Below are 12,255 nucleotides of genomic sequence, written 5' to 3'. Positions count from 1 at the left end.
ACTCGACGACGACCAGCGCGGGCCGGATTTCCGGTCCGCGCTCGGTCGTTTGATCTCCGTCGACGATCGAACCTTCGTCGACACTCACTGGGGACGCGAGCCCCTGCTGTCGCGCGCCACAGAGCTTCCCGGCTCGTTCGACGACTTGATGACGCCGCAGTCGGTCGACGAACTCGTCTCCCGCCGTGGCGTCCGCACCCCGTTCGTTCGGATGGCCAAGGACGGTGCGCTGCTCGACCGTTCACAGTTCACGGCCTCCGGTGGTTTCGGCGCAGAGATGACCGACCAGTTGGATTCGGAGTCGGTGCTGTCGGCGTTCGCCGACGGCCACACCCTGGTGCTGCAGGGCCTGCACAGACTATGGCCGCCGCTCATCGATTTCGTTCGCGCACTCGTCGACGATGTCGGTCACCCCGCTCAGGTCAACGCGTACATCACACCTGCGTCCTCGACGGGCTTTTCCCCGCACTACGACGTACACGATGTGTTCGTGCTGCAGATCAGCGGTGAGAAGCGCTGGATCCTGCACCCGCCGGTACACACGCATCCGTTGTCCGATCAACCGTGGTCGGACCGCCGTGAGGCAGTGGAGAAACGCGCACGGGAAGCGCCGACCGTCGACACGGTGCTTCGACCCGGCGACGCGCTGTACCTGCCCCGCGGATGGATTCACTCCGCAGAAGCTCTCGGCGACACCACTATTCACCTCACCATCGGCGTTGCATCGTTCAACCACTACGACATCGCGCATCACCTGTTTCGCATGCTGCAGGACGACGCTGCGCTGCGGAGTCCCTTGCCTGCCGGCATCGATCTGACCGACGCCGATGCCGTCCTCCCCTATGTGGACAGGGTCGTCGACGAGGTTGCCGCCGTCCTCGATCGGGTGCGTACCGACGGCGCAGCTCGACGCGATATCGCCGAGCGACTGGGACGACGGTTCGTCGAGATCACTCGGCCGGAGCCGGTGAATCCCCTGCACACCGTTTCGTTCATGGGTTCGTTGACCAGCGACAGCACCGTGGTGTGGCGTCGCGGCCATTCTCCGCGAATATGGCAGGACGAGAACAAGATTCACCTCGGCCTGCGTAACAAGACCGTGTCGCTGCCGGTGGAGTGCGCACCTGCGGTGCAGCAATTGCACGTCGGTAAGCCCTGCATGGTCGGGGATCTCGTGGGCTTGGACCCGGGCAGTGCCTCCGTGGTCGTCCGGCGACTTCTTCGAGAAGGCGTGTTGGTACCGGGTCCGTGACGGTGGGTGCTCCGTGACTTTTCCCTCGATACCGTGCAGCGACGGTGCTCGCCTGCGTGGCGACGCGCTCGCCGGGACGGCTTCCCCCGGACTGCGCTGGTTTCTCGCGGAGGTCGACGGACCGTGGGGACACTCCGCGTTTCTGAACGCCGACCGAGTGCTCGACTCCGACCTGGGTCTGGCCATCGCGCGACGGGTCGAGGCGGAAGGCATGCGCGTACTTGCCATCCGGCGGCCCGGACGCCTGCGTGGTGAGGGTCGATGGCGGTGGGCGATCGTCGACTCGCGGATCGGGTCGGCCAGCATTCACTGGGGTGAGGTGTCGTCGCCGGAGCAACTGTTGACCGTCCCGTTGGACGCATCGACGGGAGTGTCGTCGGAGGAACCGATCGTTGCGGTGTGTGCGCACGGGCGCCACGACCGCTGTTGCGCAGTTCGTGGTCGTCGCGTGCTCCCCGCCCTTCTGGACCGCCATGCCGACATCACCTGGGAGTGTTCCCATCTCGGCGGAGATCGCTTCGCCGGCACCATGGTGGTCTTTCCCGAGGGCCTCTACTACGGCAACGTGGACGAGGCCGACGCCGCATCCCTCGTCGACGATCACCGACGCGGTTTGGTGGTGCAGCGTTTCTTTCGCGGCCGCAGCTCACTGCCCGCTCCCGTCCAGGCGGCGCAGCATCACGCGCGCGAGTTGCTGAACGAATACCGTATCGACGCACTCGATCCGTTGTCGGTCACGCAGGACGGAACGGACTGGACCGTCGTTCTCGCTCACCGCACTCCCGTCACCGTCGTCGTCCGGCAGGGACTGTCGGACCCGATAACCACGACGTGCAATGCCACCAAGGCCGGACCGGTTCGAACCTTCGAGTGCGTGAGCGTGTCGACGCAGTAGCAGTCGCAGCACATATTGTCTCGCGTCGCACTCGCGACCGATCCGCATCACGTTCAGGTTTTGCTATGCCTCGGGTCACACATGCGCTACTGTTTGTGCACAAGGAGCAACGGTGTTGCATACAGCGCAACACATTTACCCGGAGGCAATCTTGCGAACATCACCGACACATCCATCTCGCCTGCTCCTGCGTGGAGGAGCCGCGGTCGCAATCCTGGCCGTCACCGTCACCGGTTGCGCCGATCGATCGTCGGGCGGAGGGTCGGCGGAAGACTTTCCGTCCGGCAACATCACGTTGTTGACCCCCACAGCCGCCGGCGGAGCTACCGACCTCACCGCACGCACGCTGGGCAAGCAGATGGAAGCCGATCTCGGCGTCAGCGTCGTCGTCGAGAACCGGCCGGGCGGTGCCGGATCGATCGGCATGCAGTACCTCGCCGACCAGGACCCCGACGGCTACACCATCGGCGTGCTCCCCGTCGAGGTGAGCCTGCTCGGCCACCAGGGCTACTCGACGGATCCTGCCGCGTACGACTTCCTGGGCCAGGTCAACTCTCAGCCGGGCACCATCGCGGTCCCCGCGGACAGCCCATTCCAGACGCTCGACGACCTGATCGCCGCAGCCAAGGCCGAGCCCGGCTCCGTCACCGTCTCGAACGCCGGACCCGGATCCATCTGGGAAGCAGGAGCTTTGGAACTCGGCCGCGTTGCCGACGTCGAGTTCACCGGAGTTCCCTTCGACGGTGGTGCACCGGCAGTCACCGCAGCAATCGGCTCCCAGGTCGATGCAGTCGTTGCCGGCATCGGCGAGACGGCGCCCGCACACGCAGACGGTCGTCTTCGAGTGCTGGCAGTGTTCACCGACGAACCGGCACCGGCACTCCCCGGTGTTCCCACCGCCACCGAACTCGGCCAGGACGTCGTCATCGGTAGCTGGGCAGTGATCGCCGCCCCGACCGGCCTACCCGAAGAAGTGGCAACCACCCTCGAAGACGCGATCGAGAAAGCCTCCGCGAGCACCGAGTACGTGGAGCTGATCGAGTCCGGCGGCAACCTGCCGATGTACCGCTCGGCGGACGAGACCAGCACCTTCGTCGGATCCGAGTCCGATCGGTTCGAGCAGCTGGCAGGCCAGCAGTGACCACCTCACACATTCCCGTCACGACCGTCGAGGACGGTGGTGACTCGGTAAACGCCACCGATCGCGCCCCCAACAGCCGCCTCTACGAAATCGCTACCGGGATCGTAGTCATCGCCTTCGGCGTCGGCGTCTACTTCGCCGCTGCTGCAATCGAAGTCGGCAGGGAAGGTCAGTCGTTCGGACCGCGGTGGTGGCCCACTGCACTCTCGATCGCCATGGTCGTCATCGGCCTCATCCTTATCGTCCAGGCAATACTCGAGCGGATCACCTCCGACGAACCCCCGATCACCAAGTCGGGCGGCGTCGTCCTCGTCGCTACGCTGGCGCTCATCGCCGCCTACGGCTTCGCCTGGCAGTTCTTCGATTTCCGCGCGGTCACCATCTTCCTGCTGGCGGGCCTCGTGGCCGTCGCAGGCGGACGCGGCGTCAAGGCCCTGGTGATCTTTCCGGTCGTCACCACATTTCTTCTGTGGTCGATCTTCGGTCTCCTGCTGCAGGTTCCGCTGTGAGCGCGTTCGCCGACGGTCTCGGCGCACTACTCGACCCCAGCATCGGTCTCTGCCTGCTGATCGGTGTTCTCCTCGGCACCCTCGTCGGAGCAATCCCCGGCATCACCGCGGCGATGGCCGTCGCGCTCGCCGCAGGCTTCACCCTGACACTGGAACCACTTCAGGGCTTGTCGGTCCTGCTGTCCATCTATGTCGCAGCACAATTCGGTGACCGGGTGCCCGCAATCCTCATCAACACCCCGGGAACACCGGCCTCCATCGCCACGACATTCGACGGCTTTCCCCTGGCAAAGCAGGGCCGTGCAGGCATAGCGCTGACGAGCTCGGCGCTGGTGTCGGCCGTCGGCTCCGTGATCGGCATCTGCATCCTCATCTTCGCCGCACAGCCGATTGCGAGCATCGCACTCGAATTCGGGCCGGCAGAGATGTTCGCCCTCGTGGTCTTCGGCATGACGATGATGATCGGGGTGTCCGGAGGGCGTGTCGCGAAGGGTCTGTTCGCGGGCGTTCTGGGATTGCTCCTCGGAACCATCGGCCGCGATCCGATCACCGGCGACGGGCGATTCACATTCGGACTGAACGAACTCAGCTCCGGAATCCCGTTCATCGCCGCTATCGTCGGCTTGTTCGGTATCGCCGAGGTGTTCAATCAGATGATTTCCCGGCACCCGACCCTCGTTCCGACGCCGATCACCCAGCTCGGCAAGTGGTGGCCCAACAAGAAGGAACGCCGAGAGCTACTCAAACCCGCTCTCATCGGCTCCGGCGTCGGCGCAATCGTCGGTGTCGTTCCCGCTGCAGGCGGAGACATCGCGGGAGTCGTCGCCTGGGACCAGGCGCGTCGATCGTCGAAGACACCCGAGAAGTTCGGCAAGGGATCCCTCGAAGGTCTCGCTGCGGCGGACACCGCGAGCACCGCCACCATGGGCGGTTCCGTGACGACCACCCTGGCGCTCGGAGTACCCGGCGATGCGGTCATGGCCGTCATGATCGGTTCGATGATCATCTGGGGGCTGCAGCCCGGTCCCGCACTGTTCGTCGAATCGCCCGAACTCGTGTACAGCCTGGCCGGCATCATGTTGCTGGCGACGTTCGCCGCACTTGCACTCGCTCTGGTGCGCATGCGTGGAGTCGTCAAACTGCTCGATCTCCCGCAGCAGTACCTGTGGGCAGTCATCATCACGTTCTGCATGGTGGGCACCTACGCGGTACAGAACAGCGCCTTCGACGTGGGTCTCATGCTCGCGTTCGGTCTGCTCGGACTCGCGCTGCGACGCAACGGCTTCCCGGCCGGCCCGCTCGTCCTCGGTCTCATCCTCGGACCGCTGGCCGAGAGCAACATTCGTCGCGCGTTCCTCATCGACGGCCCGGCGAGCATCTACACGAGTGCCATCGCCGTGGGCCTGCTGGTGCTGAGTGCCCTCGCGATCGTCGGGCCGCACATCCGGACAGCGCTCGAGAAGGGCCGCCGCAGCTCGAAGGACAAGGTCGATGCCTGAGATCCTCTGCATCGGCGAAACGATGACTCTCGTGGCACCGGTCGACGCCGTGCCGTTGGCGTCGGCAGATTTGTTCAGCCTGCACATGGGCGGGGCGGAATCCACGGTGGCGCTCTACCTCGTCGAGCAAGGCCACAGCGTGGCGTGGGCCAGCTACGTCGGCAACGACCCGCTGGGACGACGCATCGTCGACGAGATCGCCTCCCACGGCGTCGACACGTCGTTCGTGACGATGCGCGACGACGCCCCGACCGGGGTGTACTTCAAAGACCCCGACGACGGCGTGACGACGGTGCACTACTACCGGCGCGGATCGGCGGCGTCGCGGATGTCGCCGGCCACGCTCGACGGCCTGCCGTTGCGCGAGGTGTCCATCGTCCACGTCTCCGGAATCAATGCCGGCCTGTCCGATTCGTGCGCGGAGATGATGAACGCACTGTTCGATTTGTGTGCGGGATCCACGACGCGTATCTCCTTCGACGTCAACTACCGCCCAGGAGTGTGGGAGGTCGAACGCGCCGCACCCGTTCTTCTCGATCTCGCCCGTCGGGCCGACATAGTCTTCGTCGGCAGGGACGAGGCGGCCACCCTGTGGTCCACCACCGATGCCGCGTCCGTCGCCGAACTCGTTCGGTCCGAACCGCATCGAGTGGGCACACTCGTCGTCAAGGACGGTGACATCGGAGCAACGGAGTTCAGTGTCACCGGTACAGAATTCGTGCCTGCCCGCCAGGTCGACGTCGTCGAGGTCGTCGGCGCGGGGGATGCTTTCGCTGCCGGATACCTGTCGGGCCTGTCCAACGGCAAGGATGCTCACGGAAGACTGTCCCTGGGACACGATCTCGCGGCGCGCGCATTGTCGAGCACCAACGATTTCGTACCCACCGCCGAGCTCGATGCCTGATTTTTGCCAGTCCGAAGGAGTAGTCCATGTCGCAGAGCGTCGAACGCGCCATCGAGATATTGGAGTTCGTGGCAATCCAGCCACGAACGCAGAGTGAGGTCGCGGCACATCTCGACGTTCACCGGTCCACCGCCCTGAGAGTCTTGCAAACGCTCACCGATTCGGGCCTGACGCGCAAGCGCAGCGACGGTAAGTACAGCGTCGGCTACCGGCTGGCAGGTCTCGCCAACTCCGCGCGCGAGCAGTTCGACTTTGCCAACGTCGCACGGCCCTACCTCGTCGGACTCGGCGAACAGTGCTCGCACACGGTGCATCTGGCCGCACTCGAGGGCGAACGAATCGTGTACGTGGACAAGATCGAACAACCGGGCATGATCAAGTTGTTCTCGCAGATCGGTGCGCCGGTTTGCCTGCACACGGCCGGCGTCAGCAAAGCAATACTCGCGTTTCAGCCACCCGATGTGGTCGATTCCGTCATGAAGGCGGCGGACTTCGTATCCCACACCTCGACCACCATCACCTCGCGGGAACAGTTCGACGCGGAGCTTGCCGTCGTCTCCGAACGGGGATGGTCGGTCGACGACGCCGAATACGAGGACTACGTCAACTGCGTCGCCATGCCCATCCGCGACGCCGGAAGTCGCGTCGTCGCTGCTGTATCCGTTACCGCCCTGAAAGGCCGCGCCGATCTCGCGGCACTCGAAGTGTTGCTGCCCGACCTACAGGCCGTAACCGACAACATATCGAAGGAGCTCGGATGGAGACCATGAACTCCTGGTTCGACGAAGCATTCTCACGAACACCGGTGATGGCGATCCTGCGTGGATTCACCCCCGCACGAACCGTCGAACTCGCCCACCGCGGATGGGACGCCGGAATCACTGCCATCGAGGTACCGATCCAGTCCCCCGACGCAGTCGAGGCACTGGCCGCTGTGGTGGACGCGGCAGCCGCGCGAGGCATGACCGTCGGCGCAGGAACCGTCGTGACCGCAGAACTCGTCGCTACGGCACGCGAGGCCGGTGCATCCTTCACCGTCGCACCGGGATTCGATCCGGTGGTCACCCGCGCGAGCGTCGACGCAGGCATGCCGCACCTCCCCGGGGTCGCCACTGGCAGCGACATCCAGCAAGCAGCCGCGTTCGGCCTCGGTTGGGTCAAGGCGTTCCCCGCATCGGTGCTGGGAACCGACTGGTTCGCGGCGATGAAGGGACCGTTCCCGTCGATGAAATTCGTCGCTACGGGCGGCATGAACGCACGAAACACCGCCGACTACCTCGCTGCAGGTGCCGACGTCGTCGCAGTCGGCTCTGCCCTCGAGGACGACGCACAGATCACCCTGTTGTCCGACCTCTTCACAGCTCGATAGGAGCCATTCACACATGCATTCTCGGTTGAACGACGCCTACACCCCGGCGCCGACTCGCTACGACTCGATGGACTACCGTCCCGTCGGCACCTCAGGCCTACTGCTACCCGCCGTATCCCTGGGAATGTGGCACAACTTCGGCGACGACACCCCGATCCAGAAACAGCGCGACATCGTTCGCGCAGCCTTCGACCTGGGCATCACGCATTTCGACCTCGCGAACGGATACGGTCCCCCGATGGGATCCGCCGAGAAGAACGTGGGACGCATTCTCGCAGAGGACTTCTCGAATCTCCGCGACGAGATCGTCGTCTCCACCAAGGCGGGCTACGACTTCTTCCCCGGACCGTACGGCCGCGGCGGAGGTTCCAAATACCTGCTCGGCAGTCTCGAACACTCGCTGAAGAGTCTGCGCCTGGATTACGTCGACATCTTCTACAGCCACCGCTACGACCCGAACACCCCGATGGAAGAAACGGCACGCGCACTCGACACCGCAGTGCGTTCGGGCAAAGCTCGCTACGCCGGAATCTCGTCGTACTCCGCAGCACGAACCGTCGAGATGGCCGGGCTGCTGCGCGAACTCGGAACGCCGCTCGCCATCCACCAGCCGTCGTACTCGTTGCTCAACCGGTGGGTGGAAGACGGAGAACCGTCACTTCTCGACGTGCTCGCCGCCGAAGGTATCGGTTGCATCGCGTTCTCCGCGCTCGCGCAGGGCCTGCTCACCACCAAGTACCTCAACGGGATCCCCGAGGGCTCGCGCGCCACGCAGGGAAAGACACTGCGAGACGGAATGCTGTCGGAGAAGAACCTGCACAACGTCGCAGCGCTCAACAAGATCGCCGAACGTCGGGGGCAGCCGTTGGCCCAGATGGCCCTCGCGTGGGTTCTGCGCTCGGCCCAGGTGTCGTCGGTACTCGTCGGCGCGTCCCGCCCCAGCCAACTGGCCGACAGTGTGCTCGCGCTGACGAGTCCCGAATTCTCGGCCGACGACCTGGCCGAGATCGATCAGTACGCCGTCGACGGTGAACTGAACATCTGGCTCGCATCCTCGACCGCATGAGCGACGCACAGCCGATCTGTCTGGACCAATTCAACTACGACGACGCATGGGCGCTGGGGTGCAAGATGCGAGAGGTGGCCGCGGCGCGCGGACTTCCACTCGTGATCGGCGTTGAACACGGGCAGCAACGGGCATTCCATGCTGCGCTTCCCGGCTCCTACCCGGAGAACGATCAGTGGTTGGCGCGAAAGATGGCGTCGGCCGGCCGTTACGGCCGTAGCTCGATGGCAGTCCTCGAGTTCTTCGAGTCCACCGGGCGCGACTTCGACACCCAGTCCCGGCTGCCCGTCGGCGACTACGCCGCCGCCGGAGGAGTCGTGCCGATCCACGTCACCGGCGTCGGGGTAGTCGGGTTCGTGGGCGTTTCGGGACTCCCCCATCGGGAAGATCACGCATTCGTCGTGGAACAGCTGACGGAGTTCGCCGCGCGCGGCTGACGCGTGCCGAGACGGGAGTCTGCCGCCGCGGGGTGGACTCCCGTCTCTGCCCGGTCTGCGCACAGAGGACGATGTGGGTGGAGAGGACGATGGGGGCATGAAGACCATCGCTCGACTCGTCCTGGGCTCGTTTCTCCTGTTCGCCGGCCTGAGCCACCTGTTCTGGGCTCGCAGGGAGTTCCAAGCCCAGGTGCCGACGTGGGTGCCGGTGAACGCGGACTTCGTCGTCCTCGCGTCCGGCGTCGTCGAAATCGTTCTCGGTCTCGCCCTGATCCTCGTCGTTCGCAGGCGGGCGGCCGTGGGCTGGATAGTCGCGGCGTTCTTCGTGGCCGTGTTTCCCGGCAACATCTCCCAATTCGTCACGCACACGGACGCATTCGGGCTCGACACCGATACAGCACGGGGGATCCGCCTGCTGTTCCAACCGCTGCTCGTGGTCTGGTCGCTGTGGTGCACCGGGGCCTGGCAGGTCCTGCGCGCACGCTCCGGCCGGGTGTAGCGTTTCTCCATGACTTCGTGGCAAGAGAAACAGTCGGTCGACTTGATGCTCGACGATCTGGAGACCTGGGCCATCGTCGGATTGTCCGGCGATCCCACGCGCACCGCATACGAGATCGCGGGCCTGCTCCAGCAGCGTGGTAAGCGCATCGTGCCCATCCATCCGAGCGCACCCACCGTCCTCGGCGAGCAGGGTTACCCCAGCCTGGCCGATGTGCCGTTTCCCATCGACGTCGTCGACGTGTTCCGTCGTTCCGACGCCGCCGGCCAATTCGCCGACGAAGCCGTGGCCGTCGGAGCCAAGGCCGTGTGGTTCCAACTCGGGGTGATCGACGAGGCGGCCTTCGACCGGACGATCGCGGCGGGCGTTCCGATGGTCATGGATACCTGTCCCGCCATCGAGTGGCGCCGCCGCTGAGTTTCGCGGTATTTCCGCGTGAGCACGACCCCGTTGTCGGCCCGCCGGGCCTGGCGTCCAGTATGGAGACAAGAACTCATTACTTGGACCAAGCAACGAGGCAGCGATGAGCGACGCAGCGGCAATCGGTGACGGCATCTACCGAATTCCGGTACCCATCACCGACAACCCACTGGGGCACACACTGGTCTACGCCCTGGAGTCTCCCGGGGGACTCGTACTCGTCGACGCAGGCTGGGACGACGACAACGCCTGGCACGGGCTGACCTCCGGCCTCGACGCGATCGGCCACTCGATATCCGACGTCGAGGGCGTCGTTCTAACACACTTCCATCCCGACCACATCGGGCTGTGCGGGCGGGTACGACAGGCCTCCGGCGCCTGGATTGCCATGCACGAGGCCGACCACTCGCAGTTCCGTGGCATGATCGCACCCCGAGGCGACGAATGGTTCGCCCGAGAAGCATCGAACATGGCGGCCGCAGGGGCGCCCGAGTCGGACATCGCTGCTTGGCAGAACATCAGACTGCAGCCGCCCACCGGCCCTGAGTCCGAGCCCGACCGTCTACTCGTCGACGGCCAAGCCATCGCACTCACCGGACGGGAACTGCGTGCCGTGACCACTCCCGGTCACACCCCCGGACACGTCTGCTTTCACCTAGCCGACGCCGACGTGATGTTTACCGGCGACCACGTGCTTCAGAAGACGACACCCCACGTCGGCAACTTCGTCTACCCACTCGAGGAACGCGACGCGCTTGCCGAATTCATGAGCTCCTTGAACCGAGTGCAAACGATGAACGTCACCCGCGGGCTCGGCGCTCACGGTATCGAAATCGGCGACGTATCCGCACGCGCAGCCGAACTGGTAAAACACCACGAGGAGCGACTCGAGCACCTGTCCGCGGCATTCGCCGACGACGAGATCACCGTCTGGCAGGTTGCGGAGCGAATGGAGTGGTACAAGCCGTGGAGCGACATCTCACCGCTGGGCAAGACGATGGCCCTCTCCGAAGCCGCCGCTCACCTGCGCCACCTCGTCGCGCGCGATGTCGTCGCTCAGGTGCCGGGCTCTTCGCCCGCGCGGTTCGCCGCGGTCTGACCCAACGGCGGCGTCATCTCCAGCCGCACCCCCATCAACCGGACAGCGCGCGAGTGATCGAACCTGTCGACCAAAGCGGCGGCAGCGTCCGAGATGACGACGGGATCGAACGTCGGTTCTGCGAGCGCCGCTGTGGTGGTGTGGGTTTCGAAGGGCGCGTACCGAACCTTGAGCGTGACGCGTACTGCCTGCCGGTCTTCGGCCAGCAGGTCGTCACGGACCTTCATCGACAGGCGTCGGACCTCGTCGGTGATGGCCATCCAGTCGTCGAGGTTCTGCTGAAACGTGGTCTCGCGACTGTGCGAGCGGGCAACCCACGGCTCGGCAGACACCGGTGACAGGTCGACGCCGCGGCCCTTGGTGCCGATCCACGGTCCGGTCTTCGGGCCGAACGAAGCCGCAAGCACCTCGTCGTCGGTAGCAGCAAGCTCGGTAACCGTCGTGATGCCAAGTGCCGCAAGCTTCTTCGCAGTTTTCTTGCCAATTCCCCACAACGCTTCGGTGGACCGCTCCCCCATGATCTCGAACCAATTGGCCGCCGTGAGCGTGTAGATGCCCTGCGGCTTACCGAAATCGGTGGCGGTCTTGGCCCGTAACTTGTTGTCGCCGATACCGACCGAGCAATGCAGACCCGACGCATCGTAGACCGCATCGTGCACCCGCCGAGCGAACGCGACGGGGTCGTCGGTCTCCACGCCGAGGAACGCCTCGTCCCACCCCAGCACCTCGACCACGACGCCGAGACTCCGCAACGCCTCCATGACGGTATGCGACGCAGCGTTGTACGCATCGCCGTCGACGGGCAGAAAGATCGCGTCGGGGAGCTTGCGCACCGCCACCCGCAACGGCATCCCCGAACGCACCCCGAAAGCCCGCGCCTCGTACGACGCCGTCGACACCACCCCGCGCTCGGTTGGATCTCCTCGACCCCCGACAACCACCTGCTTGCCCGCAAGCTCCGGATGACGCAGCACCTCGACAGCCGCAATGAACTGATCCATGTCGACATGCAACACCCACCGGCGGCTCGGCAGTGTTTCCATGAAGCCATTGTGCGTCAACCTCCCTGGATAAAGGGTGTCTACTGTTCGAATGAATTACCGAGCGGACTGTCGGCGATCCCGCAGGAGACCCATCGGTTCCAGAACTCGAGCGATGCGCACTC

At 65.0% G+C, this 12,255-nt stretch carries 14 protein-coding genes; 13 read left to right on the top strand and 1 reads right to left on the bottom strand.

What is annotated here, in order from left to right; all coding sequences use genetic code 11:
• Positions 1-49 precede the first annotated feature (49 nt).
• The 13 genes from WBQ44_RS17715 (at position 50) to WBQ44_RS17655 (ending at position 11,090) form a co-directional block, all read left to right on the top strand.
• Positions 50-1,252, top strand: a complete 1,203-nt coding sequence (locus WBQ44_RS17715) for a cupin domain-containing protein (protein ID WP_495567983.1) — start codon at positions 50-52, stop codon at positions 1,250-1,252.
• A 13-nt stretch (positions 1,253-1,265) separates the two neighbouring features.
• Complete coding sequence (locus WBQ44_RS17710) at positions 1,266-2,147, top strand: ferredoxin family protein (RefSeq protein WP_495567982.1); 882 nt, start codon at positions 1,266-1,268, stop codon at positions 2,145-2,147.
• Positions 2,148-2,259: 112 nt separating this feature from the next.
• On the top strand, positions 2,260-3,288 hold the full coding sequence (locus WBQ44_RS17705) for a tripartite tricarboxylate transporter substrate binding protein (protein WP_495567981.1): 1,029 nt from the start codon (positions 2,260-2,262) through the stop codon (positions 3,286-3,288).
• Positions 3,285-3,797, top strand: coding sequence for a tripartite tricarboxylate transporter TctB family protein (locus tag WBQ44_RS17700; protein WP_495567980.1), 513 nt, complete (start codon positions 3,285-3,287; stop codon positions 3,795-3,797). Before WBQ44_RS17705 ends, WBQ44_RS17700 begins: the two co-directional genes overlap by 4 nt.
• Complete coding sequence (locus WBQ44_RS17695; protein WP_495567979.1) at positions 3,794-5,296, top strand: tripartite tricarboxylate transporter permease; 1,503 nt, start codon at positions 3,794-3,796, stop codon at positions 5,294-5,296. The genes WBQ44_RS17700 and WBQ44_RS17695 overlap by 4 nt, the downstream gene beginning before the upstream one ends.
• Positions 5,289-6,200 (top strand): sugar kinase, encoded by a 912-nt coding sequence (locus tag WBQ44_RS17690; RefSeq protein WP_495567978.1) that lies wholly within the window; start codon positions 5,289-5,291, stop codon positions 6,198-6,200. The genes WBQ44_RS17695 and WBQ44_RS17690 overlap by 8 nt, the downstream gene beginning before the upstream one ends.
• A gap of 26 nt (positions 6,201-6,226) precedes the next feature.
• On the top strand, positions 6,227-6,970 hold the full coding sequence (locus WBQ44_RS17685) for an IclR family transcriptional regulator (RefSeq protein WP_495567977.1): 744 nt from the start codon (positions 6,227-6,229) through the stop codon (positions 6,968-6,970).
• Positions 6,958-7,569, top strand: a complete 612-nt coding sequence (locus WBQ44_RS17680) for a bifunctional 4-hydroxy-2-oxoglutarate aldolase/2-dehydro-3-deoxy-phosphogluconate aldolase (RefSeq protein ID WP_495567976.1) — start codon at positions 6,958-6,960, stop codon at positions 7,567-7,569. Before WBQ44_RS17685 ends, WBQ44_RS17680 begins: the two co-directional genes overlap by 13 nt.
• 13 nt (positions 7,570-7,582) lie before the next feature.
• Positions 7,583-8,635 carry an L-glyceraldehyde 3-phosphate reductase gene (gene mgrA / locus WBQ44_RS17675; protein WP_495567975.1) on the top strand — a complete coding sequence of 351 codons (1,053 nt, stop codon included), beginning with the start codon at positions 7,583-7,585 and terminating at the stop codon, positions 8,633-8,635.
• The gene (locus WBQ44_RS17670) at positions 8,632-9,072 is read left to right on the top strand and encodes a heme-degrading domain-containing protein (RefSeq protein WP_495567974.1); all 441 of its coding nucleotides are present in this window, start codon (positions 8,632-8,634) and stop codon (positions 9,070-9,072) included. Before mgrA ends, WBQ44_RS17670 begins: the two co-directional genes overlap by 4 nt.
• 97 nt (positions 9,073-9,169) lie before the next feature.
• Positions 9,170-9,571 carry a DoxX family protein gene (locus tag WBQ44_RS17665; protein WP_495567973.1) on the top strand — a complete coding sequence of 134 codons (402 nt, stop codon included), beginning with the start codon at positions 9,170-9,172 and terminating at the stop codon, positions 9,569-9,571.
• A gap of 9 nt (positions 9,572-9,580) precedes the next feature.
• Positions 9,581-9,988: a CoA-binding protein gene (locus tag WBQ44_RS17660; RefSeq protein WP_495567972.1), complete on the top strand. Its 408-nt coding sequence runs from the start codon at positions 9,581-9,583 to the stop codon at positions 9,986-9,988.
• 106 nt (positions 9,989-10,094) lie between these two features.
• On the top strand, positions 10,095-11,090 hold the full coding sequence (locus WBQ44_RS17655; RefSeq protein ID WP_495567971.1) for an MBL fold metallo-hydrolase: 996 nt from the start codon (positions 10,095-10,097) through the stop codon (positions 11,088-11,090).
• Here the strand turns inward: WBQ44_RS17655 and WBQ44_RS17650 are convergent.
• Positions 11,048-12,133 carry a DNA polymerase IV gene (locus tag WBQ44_RS17650; RefSeq protein ID WP_495567970.1) on the bottom strand — a complete coding sequence of 362 codons (1,086 nt, stop codon included), beginning with the start codon at positions 12,131-12,133 and terminating at the stop codon, positions 11,048-11,050. The two genes, WBQ44_RS17655 and WBQ44_RS17650, sit on opposite strands and share 43 nt — an antisense overlap.
• Positions 12,134-12,255 lie beyond the last annotated feature (122 nt).

Origin of the sequence: Rhodococcus sp. (in: high G+C Gram-positive bacteria), assembly GCF_049591685.1 — a bacterium.
Taxonomy (GTDB): domain Bacteria; phylum Actinomycetota; class Actinomycetes; order Mycobacteriales; family Mycobacteriaceae; genus Rhodococcoides.
This window is presented reverse-complemented; position numbering and strand designations above follow the sequence as displayed.